Origin of the sequence: Ralstonia sp. RRA, assembly GCF_037023145.1 — a bacterium.
Classification (GTDB): Bacteria; Pseudomonadota; Gammaproteobacteria; order Burkholderiales; family Burkholderiaceae; genus Ralstonia.
In genome coordinates, this window is sequence record NZ_CP146092.1 from 1,699,793 (window position 1) to 1,715,547 (window position 15,755).

The 15,755-nt window shown below is 65.0% G+C and carries 13 protein-coding genes and 1 pseudogene; 3 read left to right on the forward strand and 11 right to left on the reverse strand.

Features of this window, described 5'->3' with window-relative positions; translation table 11 throughout:
• Positions 1-32 precede the first annotated feature (32 nt).
• From V6657_RS25685 to V6657_RS25705, 5 genes and pseudogenes are all read right to left on the reverse strand, one after another.
• Positions 33-3,128 (reverse strand): efflux RND transporter permease subunit, encoded by a 3,096-nt coding sequence (locus tag V6657_RS25685; RefSeq protein WP_137884564.1) that lies wholly within the window; start codon positions 3,126-3,128, stop codon positions 33-35.
• Positions 3,125-4,282, reverse strand: a complete 1,158-nt coding sequence (locus V6657_RS25690; protein WP_137884565.1) for an efflux RND transporter periplasmic adaptor subunit — start codon at positions 4,280-4,282, stop codon at positions 3,125-3,127. Before V6657_RS25690 ends, V6657_RS25685 begins: the two co-directional genes overlap by 4 nt.
• Positions 4,279-5,856, reverse strand: a complete 1,578-nt coding sequence (locus V6657_RS25695) for an efflux transporter outer membrane subunit (protein WP_137884566.1) — start codon at positions 5,854-5,856, stop codon at positions 4,279-4,281. The genes V6657_RS25690 and V6657_RS25695 overlap by 4 nt, the downstream gene beginning before the upstream one ends.
• 138 nt (positions 5,857-5,994) lie before the next feature.
• Positions 5,995-6,150 (reverse strand): DUF3309 family protein, encoded by a 156-nt coding sequence (locus V6657_RS25700; protein ID WP_137884567.1) that lies wholly within the window; start codon positions 6,148-6,150, stop codon positions 5,995-5,997.
• A 173-nt stretch (positions 6,151-6,323) separates the two neighbouring features.
• Positions 6,324-6,464 (reverse strand): annotated as a pseudogene (locus V6657_RS25705) (EamA family transporter); the annotation flags it as partial.
• Positions 6,465-6,685: 221 nt separating this feature from the next.
• On the opposite strand from V6657_RS25705, the gene V6657_RS25710 reads away from it, so the two are divergent.
• Together V6657_RS25710 and V6657_RS25715 are read left to right on the forward strand one after the other, a co-directional pair.
• On the forward strand, positions 6,686-7,567 hold the full coding sequence (locus V6657_RS25710) for a DUF2520 domain-containing protein (RefSeq protein WP_137884568.1): 882 nt from the start codon (positions 6,686-6,688) through the stop codon (positions 7,565-7,567).
• Positions 7,568-7,657: 90 nt separating this feature from the next.
• The gene (locus V6657_RS25715; RefSeq protein WP_137884569.1) at positions 7,658-8,872 is read left to right on the forward strand and encodes a CynX/NimT family MFS transporter; all 1,215 of its coding nucleotides are present in this window, start codon (positions 7,658-7,660) and stop codon (positions 8,870-8,872) included.
• 18 nt (positions 8,873-8,890) lie between these two features.
• Here V6657_RS25715 and V6657_RS25720 read toward each other — a convergent pair whose 3' ends face one another.
• The 6 genes from V6657_RS25720 to V6657_RS25745 all read right to left on the reverse strand — a co-directional run bounded on the left by V6657_RS25720 (position 8,891) and on the right by V6657_RS25745 (position 14,438).
• Positions 8,891-9,436, reverse strand: coding sequence for an NADPH-dependent FMN reductase (locus tag V6657_RS25720; RefSeq protein WP_137884570.1), 546 nt, complete (start codon positions 9,434-9,436; stop codon positions 8,891-8,893).
• Between the two features lie 105 nt (positions 9,437-9,541).
• Positions 9,542-10,099: a DNA-3-methyladenine glycosylase I gene (locus tag V6657_RS25725; protein WP_137884578.1), complete on the reverse strand. Its 558-nt coding sequence runs from the start codon at positions 10,097-10,099 to the stop codon at positions 9,542-9,544.
• A 16-nt stretch (positions 10,100-10,115) separates the two neighbouring features.
• The gene (locus tag V6657_RS25730) at positions 10,116-11,087 is read right to left on the reverse strand and encodes a magnesium and cobalt transport protein CorA (RefSeq protein WP_048936138.1); all 972 of its coding nucleotides are present in this window, start codon (positions 11,085-11,087) and stop codon (positions 10,116-10,118) included.
• Positions 11,088-11,116: 29 nt separating this feature from the next.
• Complete coding sequence (locus V6657_RS25735; protein ID WP_048936137.1) at positions 11,117-11,602, reverse strand: MarR family transcriptional regulator; 486 nt, start codon at positions 11,600-11,602, stop codon at positions 11,117-11,119.
• Positions 11,603-11,672: 70 nt separating this feature from the next.
• Entirely contained in the window at positions 11,673-13,265 is a 1,593-nt protein-coding gene (locus V6657_RS25740; RefSeq protein ID WP_137884571.1) for an MFS transporter, read from the reverse strand.
• Positions 13,266-13,523: 258 nt separating this feature from the next.
• The gene (locus tag V6657_RS25745; RefSeq protein ID WP_137884572.1) at positions 13,524-14,438 is read right to left on the reverse strand and encodes a LysR family transcriptional regulator; all 915 of its coding nucleotides are present in this window, start codon (positions 14,436-14,438) and stop codon (positions 13,524-13,526) included.
• Positions 14,439-14,641: 203 nt separating this feature from the next.
• On the opposite strand from V6657_RS25745, the gene V6657_RS25750 reads away from it, so the two are divergent.
• The gene (locus V6657_RS25750) at positions 14,642-15,598 is read left to right on the forward strand and encodes a dihydrodipicolinate synthase family protein (RefSeq protein ID WP_048936140.1); all 957 of its coding nucleotides are present in this window, start codon (positions 14,642-14,644) and stop codon (positions 15,596-15,598) included.
• Positions 15,599-15,755 lie beyond the last annotated feature (157 nt).

Here is a 15,755-nt window from a genome sequence, read left to right on the forward strand (position 1 = left end):
AGCGTGGTACGTTAGACCGCCCGATGCTACACCTAGCGCTGACCGGTCTCCGACGCCGGTTCCACTCGATGCTCGTGATGGCGCGCGCCACGAAGCTTGCGCAGCGTCCATTCCTTGAGGTCATCCACCTTTTCGAACACCACCGGCACCACCAGCAGGCTCAGCAGCGTGGAGGTCAGCAGGCCGCCGATCACCGCTACCGCCATCGGCGCACGGAAGCCTGCATCCCCTTCCAAGCCGAGCGCCATCGGCACCATGCCGGCCGTCATCGCCACCGTGGTCATGACGATGGGGCGAGCGCGCTTGTGGCACGCATCGATGATGGCCTCGGTGCGCGACATGCCCATGTCACGCCGCGCCACGATGGCGTATTCCACCAGCAGGATCGAGTTCTTGGTCACGATGCCCATCAGCATCAGCAAGCCAATCAGCGCCGGCAACGACAGGCTGAAGCCAAACAACGCCAGCAACCCGAAGGCACCGCCCACCGACAGCGGCAGCGCCGCCAGAATCGTCACCGGCTGCGTAAAGTCGTGGAACAGCAGCACCAGCACCGCATACACGCACAGCACGCCCGCAAACATGGCGAGGAAGAAGCTGCTGAACAACTCCTGCATGCCCTCCACATCGCCCGAGGCAATGCGGCGCACGCCCGGCGGCAGGTTCTTGATGGACGGCAGCGCCTCCACCGCCATGTTGGTGTCACCCAGCGCACGCCCCTCCAGCCCCACGCTGATGGTGATGTTGCGGCTGCGGTCGTAACGGTCGATCTGCGCCGGGCCGCTGGCGATGGAGATGTCGGCAATGTTTTCCAGCGGTACCGCGCCATTGCGTCCGGCCACCCGCAACTGGCGGATCGTGTCGATCTGGTTGCGCGCCTTCGGGTCCAGCTCCACGCGGATGTACACCTGCCGTTCGGGCAGGTTCAGCTTGGGCAGGTTGACGTCGTAGTCACCAGCCGTCGCCACGCGCACGGCCTGGCCAATGGCGGCGGCGGTCACGCCTTGCTGCGCGGCACGCGCAAAGTCCGGACGGATGATGATCTCGGGCCGCAGCAAGCTCGCCGAAGACGTGATCGCGCCCAGGCCCGGCACGGTGCGCAGATCGCGCATCACATCGCGGGCGGATTGCTGCAGCGTGGCGGGGTCATCGCCGGTCAGCACCACCTGCAGTTGCTCACCCGAGCCCACGGCGCCAAACGAAATGCGCATGCCCGGCACGCCCTCCAGCATCTCGCGCAACTGGCGCTGCACCGCTTGTTGCTTGATGCTGCGGTCATGCCTGTCCGTGAGCGAGATGGTCAGCGTGCCGTTGCGCACCTCACCGCCGCTGGAGCCCGGCACGCCGGCCATCACGCCCGAGCCGATGGCCGTATAGACGTGCCGGACTTCCTTGTGCTGCATCACGATCTTGCGCACGCGCTCAGTGTTCTCGCGCGTCTGGGCGATGGTGCTGCCGGGCGGGCTTTCCACCGTCATCTGCAGTTGCGCCCAGTCTTCCGGCGGCAGGAAGGTCGCAGGAATCAACCCGATGATGGCGACCGACACGACAAAGAATGCCGCGGCCATGCTGGCCGTCTTCCAGGGGTGCACCAGGCACCAGCGCGCCGCCTGCAGGTAGCGCGTCATGATCCAGCTGTCGCGGTTGGGCTCGTTTTGCGGCTTGAGCATGTAGGCCGCCATCATGGGCGTCAGCAAGCGGGCCACCAGCAGCGACGCCAGCACCGCCAGCGAGGCCGTCCACCCGAACTGCTTGAAGAACTTGCCCGAGATGCCGCCCATGAAGGCCGTTGGCAGAAACACGGCCACCAGCGTGAGCGAGGTAGCAATCACCGCCAGGCCAATCTCTTGCGCGGCCTCCATCGCGGCCTCCAGCGGCTTCTTGCCGTCGCGCAGGTGGCGCACGATGTTCTCCACCTCCACGATGGCATCGTCGACGAGAATCCCGACCACCAGCGTGAGCGCCAACAGCGTGACGCCGTTGAGCGTGAAGTCCAGCAGCTGCATGGCGGCAAACGTGGGGATGATCGACAGCGGCAACGCCACCGCCGACACGAACGTCGCCCGCCAGTCGCGCAGGAACAGCCACACCACGATCACCGCCAGGATGGCACCTTCGTACAGCGCGTGCATGGAAGCGGTGTAGGCATCCGCCACCGGCTTGACCATGTTGTAGACCTCGGTCACATGCACGTTGGGGCGCTCGGCCTGCAGCTTGGCAATGGCCTCGCGCACACCCTTGGCCACCGAAACCTCACTGGCGCCGCGCGAGCGGAACACCTGGAAGCTCACCACGGGCTTGCCGTCGAACAACGCCATCTGGCGCGGCTCAGCGGCGGTGTCGCGCACGTCGGCCACATCCGACAGGCGAACACGTCGTCCATCGGACAGCGGAATGTCCATCTGCGCCAGCTCACGCGCGCTCTTCACGGTGCCAAGCGTGCGCACGGCCTGCTCCTGCCCGCCGATGTTGCCCCGACCGCCCGGCGCCTCCTGCTGCATGCCGCGCACCTGCGCGCTGATATCAGCCGCCGTCACGTTCAGCGCTTGCAGACGCACGGGGTCGAGCTGTACGCGCACCTCGCGGTCCACCCCGCCCTGGCGCGTAACCTTGGCCACGCCGCGCACGGACAGCAACCGCTTGTTGACGATGTTGTCGACAAACCAGGAGAGATCCTCCGCGTCCATGTCCGACGCTTCCACGGCGTACGTCAACACCGGCAGGCCGGCGAACGTCACGCGCGAAATCACCGGCTCCTGCACGTCGGACGGCAACTGCGCGCGGATGCGGCTGACAGAGTCGCGCACGTCGTTCACCGCTTCCTGCACATCCTTCTCAAGCTGGAACTCGACCATCGTGGTCGAGCTGCCGTCGTTGATGGTGGACGTGATGTGCTTGATCGCGCCAATGCTGGCGATGCTGTCTTCGATCTTGCGGGTGACCTCGGTCTCCATCTGCGTGGGCGTGGCGCCGGGCAAACTGGCGGTGACAGACACGGCGGGAAAGTCGATGTCCGGAAAGTTCTGGATCGACAGCATCTTGAACGACACCAGCCCCGCCACCGTGATCAGGATGAACAGCAAGATCGACGGAATGGGCTTGCGGATCGCCCAGGCAGAGAAGTTCATGGCTTGGCTCCTGCCGCAGCGGGCGACGATGCAGCGGGCGCAGATGCGGGGGCTCCAGACGCAGCCACGCGCACGAGATCACCATCGCTCAGGAACGCCGCGCCTGCGGCAACCACCGCGTCGTTCGGGCCAATGCCTTGTGTGACCTCAACCTGGCCACTCTGACGACGACCGAGCACGACCTTGGTCTGGCGCACGCGGTTCTGTGGGCCGACCACCATCGTGTAGTCGTAACCATCGCGCGAAAACACCGCAGTCTCGGGCAGCGTCTTGGCAGGCGCATCACCCAGCAGCACGTCACCCGACAGATACATGCCCGCCTTCACGCCCGTGCTGCCGGCTTCGGGCGGTAGATCGACATAGACGAGACCGTTGCGCGTGTTCGCATCCACCGTGGGCGCAATCTGGCGCACGCGGCCGTTGACGACGCCGCCATCCATGCGGCGCAGGCGCACGGCCTGGCCGGGCTGCACGCGCGGCAGTACATCACCATGCATCTCGGCGCGCCACTCCAGGCGGTTCTTGCGGATCAGCTTGAAGAGTTCGGTGCCGGACGACACGACTGCACCCACCGTGGCCGAACGCGCGCTGATCACGCCGTCATCCGGCGCCACCACCCGCGTATAGCGCAACCGCAGCTGCTGGCTGTCGAACTGCGCACGCGCTGAAGCCAGCTTGGCCGCCGCCGTCTTGGCCTGCGTGTCGTACTGCACCAGATCCTGCTGGCTGATGGCACCGCTCTTGTCGAGCTCGTGCGCGCGGCGGGCTTCGCCTGCGGCCTGGGTGGCGGACGCTTCAGCCTCTGCCAGCGTGGCGCGTTGCGCGGCAACGTCGGCACGCACCGTCTCGTCCGACAGGCGCGCCAGCAGTTGCCCCTGCTTGACGACATCCCCCACGTTGACGAGCACTTCCGCCAGCTTCAACCCGCCCACTTCGGCGCCGATGCTGGCTTCCTGCCATGCCTGCACCGCACCACTGGCCGTGGCCGTACGCGGCCACATCTGCGGCCCGAGATGTGTCACGTTGACGGTCAGTGCCGGCTTGGCGGGCGGTTGCTCCTTGCTCTTGTTCTCCGGTGCCGATTTGCCGCACGCTGCGAGCACGGCCACCAGCATCACGGCCAGCGCGGCCATCCAAACACGTTGTCCTGTCATGAAGCGTTTCCGGTATGCGCGCGGCTCTGAGCAGCCGGCGCAGTGGTATGGGTATCAGGTTGAGGATTGGAGGCATCGTCGCGCCAGCCGCCGCCGACGGCCTTGTATAGCGCCACCCATGCCTGCGCGCGTTCGAGCTTGACGGCTGCCAACGATTGCGAAGCCTGCAACGCCGTGCGCCGCACATCCTCAAGCTGCAACAGGCTGCCTGCGCCCAGGCGGTAGCGCGCGTTGGACGCCTCCAGCACCTTCGCGTATTGCGTGTCAGCCATCGTGGCCGCATCGACCCGACGGTCAGAAGCATCCAGACGCACCAAGGCGTCTTCCACTTCCTGCACGGCCTGCCGCACCTTGCCCCGGTAGCTGGCCAGCGCCTGGTCGTAGCGCGCACGCGCCGTTTCCACGCGCGCCGCACCCGTGCCGCCATCAAAGATCGGCAACGACACCGATGGCCCGAATGACCAAGACTTGCTCGTCAACGATTGCCCACCGAGCCGGAACGAGTTGATGCCGATGGAGCCCGCCAGCGTAATCGACGGCAAGCGGCTCGCCACCGCCACACCAATATCCGCGCTGGCACCCGCCAGCGCACGCTCAGCCGACGACACATCCGGCCGCTGCGACAGCACCTGTGCCGGCACCTCGGGCACGCCGGCATCGGGCGGCGCGGGAATCTGCGCACTGGCCTTGGCGAGCAGGCTGTTCAACGCATCGTGGTCCATACCCGTGAGCATGACGAGCTTGTCGATCCCCTGCGCACATTGCGCACGCTGGCCTTCCAACGCGTTGACGGCATCGCCCACGGTGGCCTGCGCTTGCGCATAATCAGCCGGGGCGACAAAGCCTGCGCGGAATTTGCGCTCGGTCAGTTGCAGCGTCTCTTGCCGGGACGCCAGCGTTGCCGCGCCAATGTCGACCAGCGCCTCGCACTCGCGTTGCTGCAGATAGGTGTTGGCGACTTCCGCAGCGAGCGAGACACGAGCGTCGTGCCAATCGGCTTCGCTGGCGGTCAGGCGCGCGTCGGCGCCTTCCAGGCTGCGGCGCTTGCCGCCGAAGAGATCGATCTCCCACGACGCATCGGCTTGCGCCGCCAGCGTGGTGATCGTGCCCAGGCCCAACGTGGGGCTTAGCCCGCCGGCAGACAGCCCGCCGACACCGGCGCCGCCAAACGCGCTGCTGCTGCCGAACCCACCCTGCCGCGTGGCAGAACCGGAGGCCTTCAATTGCGGGAACAGCGCCGCCTGGCTGGTGGAAACATTCGCGCGTGCCTCACGCACGCGGCCCACGGCCTGTGCGACGGTAGGGCTGCCCGCATCGGCCTGCTCCACAAGCTGCGTCAGCACGGGATCGTGAAACTGCTCCCACCAGCGTGCCAGCGCCATGCGGCTGCCGTGGTGCGGCAGCGTGGCGTGCCAATGTTGCGGGGCTTCGGCGCCGCTCAATTGCGGCGTACGGTAATCAGGCCCGACCGCGCAGCCTGCCAGCAGCATGGCCAGTGAAAGGGCCAGCAACGGCGGCGCAAATCGGGCAGGACCGCCGGGCATACGGCTGCCGGCGCGTCGACCTGTCTTCATGGAAAGTGTCCTTCGGAAACGCAGCTGGGATTATGCCCAGTCAAGCGTCCGCAAGACACCCGCACCGTTACGGTGCTAAGCCAACCCTCGAAAACCGTTCAGGCGATGCTCAGAGACCAGGAAAAAGTGTGCACCGGGTCAGATGTATCCCAGCAGCACGAGGATGACGACAATCACCACAATCAGACCCAGCCCGCCCGTCGGCCCATAGCCCCAGGTGCGGCTATGCGGCCAAGACGGCAGCGCGCCGATCAGCAGCAGGATAAGGACGATGATGAGAATGGTGCCGAGCATGATGCCTCCTGATTCAGTATTGGTATGCCGCTGCCCTCGTCTGGCGCAGCGGCTTACCCGGCATCTAGCACGCCCCGTTCCCGTGCTGGCTCCATTGGCGGTTTCTGTGAATTAATGGCGGTTAATTGCAAATATTAGGCGCCGTGCGTCGGACAGGCACGGCGACTGCACCCTCAAGCCCTCGCGCGTTTCCCGCGCGTAGCGAGCCAGCACAGGATCGCCCCCATCACCACCATCGATGCGCCTGTCCAGAACGCGAACGACAGCGGTGCATGCTGCAGCGCAGCCACCAGGGCCGCACTCCACAGCAGCACCGCGATGAGCCTGAGCCCGATCAGGGTTGCCCTACTTTTGCTTGGTGGCATAACGCCTGCCTGCGCTGACATGTCCGTCTGAGATAACCCGCTCTGCCCAACGCTGCCGGGCGAAGGCGCGCAGTTTGCCGGTCGCGCCGCCTGATTGCCCGATTGGCACATGCCGGCCTTCGGATGACGCTTCGCTATAAGATGCGGACGACTATGATTCGAGGTTTGCCATGACGTCTTTTGCGATCGAAGCGCCGGTGTCAGTGGGCTGGATTGGTACCGGGCGACTGGCGCGTGCGCTGGCCACACGGGCACACGATGCGGGTGTGCGCACTGTCGCGGTTGCCAACCGTTCCAGCGCGCCGGCAGCGTGGCTTGCGCAGGCCACCGGCGCCAAGGCAACCGACCCGCAGGGCGTGGCGGATGCTGCCGACTGGGTGTTCGTCACCGTGCCGGATGACGCCATTCCCGGTGTGGTCAACAACGTCCGCTGGCGCCCAGGGCAACTCGTGCTCCATTGCAGCGGCGCGGGCGAACGCGACTTGCTGGACGCTGCCCGCCAGGCCGGCGCGGATACGGCCAGCTTCCACCCGCTGTTTCTCTTTGCCGGCTTGCCGGACGATGCCGAGCGGCTGGGCGGTGCGTCCATCGCCATTGATGCCGACGCCCCGCACGATGCGGCGCTCGCCAGCTTTGCGTTTCGACTGGGGTGTACATCTTTGAAGGTGCGTGCCGGTCAACGCGCGCTGTACCACGCGGGCGCCAACTACGCGGCGAGCTTTCTGCTGTGTGCTCTGCAGGAGGCGGCCACGTTGTGGGAAGCTGCAGGCATCGACCGCGACGCCGCAGTCGCCGCCATGTGGCCGCTGGTGGACGGCACGTTGGCAGCTGCCCGTGCGCGCGGCCTGGCTGGGGCGCTGGCGGGCCCCGTATCACGCGGCGATGGCGGCGTCATCGACAAACACCTGAGCGCACTCGACACACTCGGCGCCGATCACGCTGCGCTGTACACCGCGCTCACCCGCCGTGCGCTGGCATTGGCGGCTGAACGCGGCACCCCCTCCGCCGACGTGCTGGCCGACCTCACCCAGCGAATCGGCCGCACACCATAGCGGCATCGCCCTCACTGGGATCAGGGGCGCGCATGCACCAAACCGGCGCGCGCCCTACAATCGGCAGCTTGCCCGCCTGCCTGCACTGCCATGTCCCAACAAACACAACACGCGTCGCCATCCTCCGCTGACCGCCGCTCGTCCGGTGCGCTGATCCTGCTCGTGGTCGGGCTGGTGCTGGTGGGCGTGAACCTGCGGCCGGCGCTGTCGAGCCTGTCTCCGGTGCTCAAGCAAGTGGCGGCGGGCACGGGGTTGTCGGGCGCGACGGCGGGCTTGCTGACGACATTGCCGGTGCTGTGCCTGGGCTTGTTTGCACCGGCCGCAGCGGTACTGGCCCGGCGCTTTGGCGCAGAGCGCGCCGTGGGCAGCCTGCTGATTGCGCTGGCAGCGGGCATTGCCCTGCGCAGCGCGGGCGGTGTCGCGCCGCTCTTCATCGGCACGCTGGCGGCGGGCGCCTGCATTGGCGTGACGGGCATCCTGCTGCCGGGCATCGTCAAGCGTGACTTCGGCCGCCAGGCTGATCTGATGACCGGCGTCTACACCATGGCGCTGTGCTTTGGTGCGGCCGTGGCAGCCGGCGCCAGCGCGCCGCTCTCGGCATGGCTGGGCGGCTGGCAACCAGCACTGGCGTTCTGGGCCCTGCCCGCCCTGCTGGCCTTTGTCGGCTGGTGGCCGCACATGCGGCATGCACACGGCAAGGGGTCGGCTACGCGGCTCGAACGCGTGTCGCTGTGGAACAAACCGATCGCCTGGCAGGTGACACTGCACATGGGCCTGCAATCGTCGCTGGCGTACTGCGTGTTCGGCTGGCTGCCTGTGATCCTGCAAGACCGAGGGCTGTCTGCCGTGCAGTCGGGTGTGGTGGTGGCGGTGTCGATTCTCGTGCAGCTCATCACCGCACTGGGCGGGCCGTTCGTGGCGCGACTCGGGCGGGACCAGCGCCCCGCCGTCGTGCTGATGATGCTGATGTGCTGGGCCGGCCTGATCGGCTGCCTCTACGCGCCGCTGTCAACGCTGTGGTGGTGGGCGGTGCTGCTGGGGCTGGGCCAGGGCGGCAACTTCAGCGTGGCCCTGTCGCTGATCGTGTTGCGCTCGGCAGATGCGCGCGTGGCGGCCAGCTTGTCGGCCATGACGCAAGGCATCGGCTACACCATGGCCGCTGCTGGGCCGTACCTGATGGGGGTGCTGCACGATCTGACCGGCAGTTGGGCCGTGATGGGCTGGCTGTTCAGTGCGATTGCACTGGCCTCCATCGTGATGGGGTCGCTTGCCGGGCGCAACCGTACGCTGCACGCCGGCGAGTGAGTTACCGCAGGGCGTCGCTTACGCCTTGTGCTTCAACGTCCAATTCGCCAGCGCCTGCATCTGCTCGGTGATCAGGCCAGCGATGCGCTCGTCGGTCAGGTCGCCATCGGCAGTGAAGCCACCGGCAAACGCGTTGGCAAACACTTCCGGCTTGTTCAGCGGATGCAGGTCCAGATACACGCACACCTGACGCAGGTGGTATTGCGCACGCGACGTGCCCATGCCGCCGCCCGCCCCAAGGATCGCGACCGGCTTGCCGGCCAGCAGCGCGTTGTTCGGCTCACGTGAGGCCCAATCGAGAATGTTCTTCAGCGCCGGCGCCAGCGAGTAGTTGTACTCCGGGCAGGCCAGCACCAGCGCATCGGCACGTCCAATCTGCTCGAGCACGCGCACCACCGAAGCGGGCTTGTCCGTGATGTCTGCGTTGTAGAACGGAATATCCGTCAGATCGGCCAGATCCATTTCAACGCCGGCAGGCAGGCGGGTGGACGCCGCGCGCAGCAGGCCCTGGTTAGTCGATTTGCGGCGCAGGCTACCTGAAATGCCGAGAAAGGTCAGCGACATGAAGAACGACTCCGTCAGTGTTGGGATTGGCGAGAATAGCGGACATTGCGCCAATCAAGAAGAGGTCGCTGCCTGCCGGTAAGAGGTTGCACTCAGCCCTGCACGCTACACCTTGCCCGCGCGGAAGCACCCGGCTTCGTGGTCATCGACCATGCCGGTGGCCTGCATGAAGGCATAGCAGATGGTGGGGCCGACGAACTTGAAGCCGCGCTTGATCAGCGCCTTGCTCATTGCCTTGGAGGCATCGGTGGCGGTGGGCGCATCACGATAGCTATTCCAGCGGTTGACGATGGTTTTGCCATCGACGAACGCCCACAGGAAGGCATCGAGCGAACCCACTTCTTCCTGCAACTCCAGCACCTTGCGCGCGTTGATGACGGCGCCTTCCACCTTGGCGCGATTGCGCACGATGCCGGGGTCGGCCAGCAGCTTTTCAACGCGTGCCGGCGTGAAGCGCGCCACGCGTGCAGCGTCAAACCCCTCGAACACTTCCTGATAGCGCGCCCGCTTGCGCAGAATGGTCTGCCACGACAACCCGGCCTGCGCACCTTCCAGAATCAGCATCTCGTAGAGATGGCGGTCATCGTGTGAGGGCACGCCCCATTCGGTGTCGTGGTAGTCGATCATCTGCGGGTCTTCACCCGCCCAGCAGCAGCGCGCCATCGCCATCTTGTGTCTCCTAGATCCAACCCGATTTGCGCAGCTTGCGATACAGCCACACGCAGGCGGTGGCCGTGCACGCCAGCACGATGGGATACCCCGCCGGATGTTCCAGCTCCGGCATGCTCTTGAAATTCATGCCGTAGTTGCTGAACACCACAGTCGGAATCGCCAGGATAGCGCCCCACCCCGCCAGCCGCTTGACGATGTCGTTCTGCGTGACGGATACCAGCGCCACGTTCACGGAGATGGCCGTGGTCAGCATTTCGCGAATCACGTCGAGCGCGCCCACCACGCGGTGCGCATGGTCGGCAATGTCGCGGAAGTACGCGCGCAGCTCCTTGGGCACCACGTCTTCGTGCAGGCGCACGAGCTGGCCCGCTATGTCTTCCACCGGCAGTGCGGCATTGCGCAGACGTAGAAGCTGGCGCTTGAGCGTATAGAGCCGCTCGATGGCTGCACGGTCAAATGTGTCGCCAAAGATCTGGCTTTCGATGTGCTCGAACTCTTCCTGCATGCGCTCGAGCACGGGCTGGTAGTTGTCGACCACAAAGTCCATCACCGCATACAGCGCAAACGGTGCGCCCTTGGCCAGCAGTTGCGGTGTGCGTTCGCAGCGCTCGCGCACGGGCGAATACGACGCCGACGGCCCATGCCGCACCGAGACGAGAAAATCCTTGCCGACAAACACGTGCGTCTCGCCAAAGACAACGTTGCCGTTTTCCATCTGCGCGGTATTCAGCACGATGAACAGCGTATCGCCATACACCTCCAGCTTGGGACGCTGATGGGCGTTGCGCGCATCCTCAATGGCGAGGTCGTGCAGGCCAAATTCTTCCTGCAATTGGTTGAGCATGGCGTCGTCCGGCTCGTGCAGGCCAAGCCAGACAAAGGAGCCGGGGGTATGCAGGACGTCGCTGATGTCTTCGACCGAGAGGTCGCGTTCGCGCTTACCGTTGCGGTACAACGCGCTGTTGATCACCATGGACATGGCGTGTCTCCGGGCGCATTCCGAACGCTTTAGCGTTCTTCGGGCTGATCGGTGTTCTTGGTGTCTGCCTGGCTGGACAGCTCGGGCACTTCGGCCAGGCGCGTCTCGATCTGTGCCAGCGCTTCGGACAGCGCGTGGACAAGATCATCGGGCAGCCCATCGAGCGTGGCATTGATGAAGGCGATGCGGCGCGGCATGCATTCGAGAACGACAGCCACGCCAGCGTCGGAGAGCGATACGTTGGTCAGGCGGTTGTCGCGTGCGTCGGTGGTGCGTTCGATCCAGCCGAGCTGGTCGAGCACCTTGAGCTGACGGGTGAGCGCGCCGGGGTCCATCTGCAGACGCTCGGCAAGCTGCTTCTGGGCGAGGCCGCCGCCCGTGTTGTCGTGCAGCGCGAGCAGGATGCGCCAGCGCGGCATCGGCTGGCCGACATGCGCCTCGAAGGCAGCCATGAATGCACGGTAGGTGCGGCCAAACTGGTGCATGACGGCGAAGCGTTCGCGTTCAGAGGTCATCGATCAGGCATGAAATTGCGGGAATGCGCGCATCGTAACCGCTAAGTGGCACAAACTGCGTACAAAGGCCTTATTCCGTGTGTTGCACGGGTTCCACGTGATGCAGCACCACCGGTGGCACCCGGCGTACGCGCCACAGGCCAATGGCTGCCACCACGGTTGCGGCGATCAGGCCGATATGGATCGCGCCCACCAGCACGTGCCGCGCGGCTTCAAGCAGTGCGGCGCCATCATGGCCCGCAGCGTGCATCTGCGTGAGCAACGCGGTTTGCGCGTCGTGGTCGATCAGGATTTCCGGATCGGCAAGCTTGTGCAGCCATTGGGTGGCGTTGTCTGCGCGCAAGGCGTCACCTACGCCGGAGGCATAGCGCTCGCTGACCATCGTGCCGACCAGTGCGGTGCCCACCATGCCGCCCACCATGCGCAGCGACTGCAGCAGCGCTGTGGCGATGCCCAGATGCGCACGCCCAGCCGTCTGCTGGGCAAACACGGTCAGGTTGGGCAGCACGAAACCAAGCCCCAGGCCTGCCAGCAACATCAACCCGGCCAGCACCGCGTGCGGCATTGCCTTGGACGACACCGCCATGCCGGCCAGCGCCAGCGCGAACAGCGCAAAACCGGCATACAGCATGGCATTCGGATTGGGGATACGCGTAACGATGCGCCCATTGATGATGCTGCCCAGCGTGATGCACACCACCAGCGGTGTGATGACCAGCCCCGCTTCTTGCGGCGACATGCCAAAACCGCCCTGGAACAGCAACGGTGCATAGAACAGCACCGCAAACATGGAGAAACCCGACAGCATGGCCAGCACGAACAGCGTGGCCAGAGCGGGGTTGCGCAGCATGTCGAACGGCAACAGCGGTTGTTCGGCACGCTGCTCCCACCACCACAAACCCACGAACGCCGCCACCGACAGCACCAGCCAGCCCAGCAACGGCAGCGACAGGCCCTGGCGCGGCAGCAATTCCACAAAGAACTGCAACGCGCCCAGCGCCGCGGTAATCAGCACCGCGCCCTCCCAGTCCAGGCGAATACGCCCCGTATGCACGTTCTGGCGCAGGTGCGGCAGGAAGCGCCATGCAAACCACAGGCTCAGCACGCCAAACGGAATGTTCACGTAGAACACCGAGCGCCAACCGAACGCCTGCGTCATCCACCCGCCCAGTGTCGGGCCGATGGCGTTGGCGATACCGAACGAGGCACTCAGCATCACCTGCCACCGCAAACGTACACGCGCATCGGGAAAGAGATCAGGAATACACGCGTAAGCCGTACCGACCAGCATGCCGCCACCGATGCCCTGCAGCGCCCGCGACCACACCAGGAAACTCATGCTGCCCGCCATGCCGCACATGATGGAGGCCAGCGTGAAGACCACGATGGACGCAATCACGAACGGCTTGCGGCCGTAGAAGTCTCCCAGCCGGCCGAAGATCGGCACCGTCACCACGGAGGTCAGCAGATACGACGTTGCCACCCATGCATACAGCTCAAAGCCCTTGAGCTCCGCCACCACTGTCGGAAGCGCGGTACCGACCACAGTCTGATCCAGCGCTACCAGCACGACGACGAAGCAGATGCCGATCATTGCCAGCAGCGATTCCTTGAACGGCAAGACTTGGGTATGGGAATGCGGTAGCGCGGTGTGGACGGCCATGGTGGGAGATGGACAATACAAATGATACATCAATGATTGATGCGTCAATTATTAGTGTAGCGGAATCTCGTGGAGTGTGCTGGCGGTTGATCGGGAAAAATAAAGTCCGTCGGGCGGAAATTAAGTCTGTCGAGGTAGCTTGCCGTCCACATATAGAAGCCGTACCCGTCATGCTCGCGCTGGCTCCGCTCCGCGAGACAGCGCACGTGAGGGCTTCACACGCCCCTGTCAACGCGCGGCGTACCCAGTCGGACCTCCTTACTGCCCATGCTCAGAAACCGCTGTTCCCGTCTGAGCAATCTCCTTTGTGAGTTGCATCACCGTGCGGCTGGCGAGCGTCAGATCGCCATGCCGGGACATCGCCAGCGCGATGTATCGATAGACCGTCGGGTCCACCACCTTGGCCGCCTGCAGCCGCCCTTCCCGCACGGCGTTGGCGATGGCATATGGGCCCAGCAGCGCGTACATGCCGCCGTCCTCAACGATGCGCGTCTGCAGGCTGAGGGAATCCGCTTCGACGACGACGTTAAGAGAGATGCCGCGCTGGGTCGCAAGGTGGTCGAGCCAATCCCGCCAACTGCTGGGCCGGCAGAACGAAACCAGCGGTAAATCGTTCACGGCTGCAAACGGCACCGTGGGCTCAGCCAGAAGCGGATCGCCGGGTCTGCCCACCAGGTATGTCGCGGCTTCGGTGAGATAGATGTCCCCATGCTTGGGTGTCGGGCTGTGCCGGAACAACAGGGCAAGATCAACGCTGCCTTCTTCCAGCCAGGTTTCCAACTGCGCGCCTTGACCTTCTCGCACGCTGAGCTGCACGAGTGGATAGCGATCGCGTAGGCGGTAATACAGCGTGCTAACCAAAGGATGCGCCGTAGAGGGAATGATGCCCAGGCGTACGGTCCCGATTGGTTTGCCGGCCGAGCTTTGAATGTCGTTGGCCAACTGCTCCGTGCCCGCCAGCCATGCCCGCACCTTCGGTGCGATGCGCTGACCCAACTCCGTCAGCACGACGCCGCGGCCCGTCCGCTGAAATAGCCGGCCACCGGCTGCCTGCTCCAACTCGGCAATCTGCCTGCTGATATGCGGTTGCGTTGTGCCATGCGCCAATGCCACCTTGCTGAGGCTGCCAAGTTCGGCGGCCTCGATGAATAGTTTCCAGCCCGCGTAATCCACGGCGTCCCCACGTTTTTGATATGTCAATTCAGTATATCTGAAATGCCTGAATTCACTCTTCCGGCATGCCTGGCAGCTCCCTAGACTGCATCGCAAGCACGTCGACCACCCAGGCGTTCCAAGGCTTCGCCGGCGACGAGCGCTCTCCGGGTACGGCATGACGCCCCCGGAAAGACCTATCGATCCACTCGTGAGGAGACTCCATGAAAGACATTGATCTGCGCGGCCTCGTACCCGCCCCCGTGACCCCGTTCACCCGCGATGGCGCTGTCGACCACGCGGCCATCCAGCGCCTAGGCAAGTGGCTCGGCAGCTTTGACGGCGTGAAGGGCCTGGTCGTGCTGGGACACGCCGGCGAAGGCACCTTCCTTTCGCAAGACGAGCAAATCGCCGTAATCGAGAGTTTCGTAAAATCGGTGGACGGCAAGCTTCCCGTCATCGCCGGCATCACGCTCGAGGGCACGCAGGTGGCGGCGGCGGAGGCCAAGCGTGCCGTCAAGGCTGGGGCCTCGGCCGGTCTGGTCTATCCGTCGCACGGCTGGTTGCGCTTCGGTTACCAAAAGGGCGCGCCGCAGGACCGCTATCGCGCCATCTACGAGGAAAGCGGCCTGCCGCTGATCCTCTTCCAGTATCCGGACGTGACCAAGGCAACGTACAACCTGGAGACGCAGCTTGAGATTGCCGCGCAGCCGGGCGTGTTCGCCATGAAAAACGGCGTACGCAACATGCGCCGCTGGGATACCGAAATTCCCGTGATCCGTCGCGAGAACCCGGAGCTCCAGATCCTGACGTGCCACGATGAATACCTGCTGCACACCATGTTCGACGTGGACGGCGCACTGGTTGGATACGGCAACATCGCGCCCGAACTGCTGATCGAACTGATCGCAGCCGGTAAGGACAAAGACTACACACGCGCACGTGCGCTGCACGACAAGCTGTTGCCGATCACGAAGAACGTCTACCACCGTGGCTCGCACATGGAGGGCACCGTCGCGCTCAAGCACGCGCTCGTCGCGCGCGGCATCCTCGAGCACGCCACCGTGCGCTCTCCGCTGCTGCCGCTGGAACCCGGCGCAGAGATCGACATTGCCAACGCCATGCGCTCGGCTGGGCTCACCGGCCCGGGTGCTGGTGTGGTTCAGCCTCTTGCCGCGTAAGGTAAGCAAGCTGCCGGCAACGCCTTGAAGGCGTGCCACACGGTGTGCGCTGCCGCGTTGTCGGCATGTGCACACCGGAAGCAGTACCTGTCCGGGCGTGATACAAGCGCTATCAAAGCGCCACGCCCGGCGCAATAGCCGACCAACGGCTGCCACC

Excerpts from the sequence above, each read along its gene's own strand:
- V6657_RS25730 (WP_048936138.1), bottom strand. The coding sequence starts at position 11,087 with ATGTCCATGGTGATCAACAGCGCGTTGTACCGCAACGGTAAGCGCGAA.
- V6657_RS25740 (WP_137884571.1), bottom strand. The coding sequence starts at position 13,265 with ATGGCCGTCCACACCGCGCTACCGCATTCCCATACCCAAGTCTTGCCG.
- V6657_RS25690 (WP_137884565.1), bottom strand. The coding sequence starts at position 4,282 with ATGACAGGACAACGTGTTTGGATGGCCGCGCTGGCCGTGATGCTGGTG.
- V6657_RS25750 (WP_048936140.1), top strand. The coding sequence starts at position 14,642 with ATGAAAGACATTGATCTGCGCGGCCTCGTACCCGCCCCCGTGACCCCG.
- V6657_RS25725 (WP_137884578.1), bottom strand. The coding sequence starts at position 10,099 with ATGGCGCGCTGCTGCTGGGCGGGTGAAGACCCGCAGATGATCGACTAC.
- V6657_RS25685 (WP_137884564.1), bottom strand. The coding sequence starts at position 3,128 with ATGAACTTCTCTGCCTGGGCGATCCGCAAGCCCATTCCGTCGATCTTG.
- V6657_RS25710 (WP_137884568.1), top strand. The coding sequence starts at position 6,686 with ATGACGTCTTTTGCGATCGAAGCGCCGGTGTCAGTGGGCTGGATTGGT.
- V6657_RS25735 (WP_048936137.1), bottom strand. The coding sequence starts at position 11,602 with ATGACCTCTGAACGCGAACGCTTCGCCGTCATGCACCAGTTTGGCCGC.
- V6657_RS25720 (WP_137884570.1), bottom strand. The coding sequence starts at position 9,436 with ATGTCGCTGACCTTTCTCGGCATTTCAGGTAGCCTGCGCCGCAAATCG.
- V6657_RS25695 (WP_137884566.1), bottom strand. The coding sequence starts at position 5,856 with ATGAAGACAGGTCGACGCGCCGGCAGCCGTATGCCCGGCGGTCCTGCC.
- V6657_RS25715 (WP_137884569.1), top strand. The coding sequence starts at position 7,658 with ATGTCCCAACAAACACAACACGCGTCGCCATCCTCCGCTGACCGCCGC.
- V6657_RS25700 (WP_137884567.1), bottom strand. The coding sequence starts at position 6,150 with ATGCTCGGCACCATTCTCATCATCGTCCTTATCCTGCTGCTGATCGGC.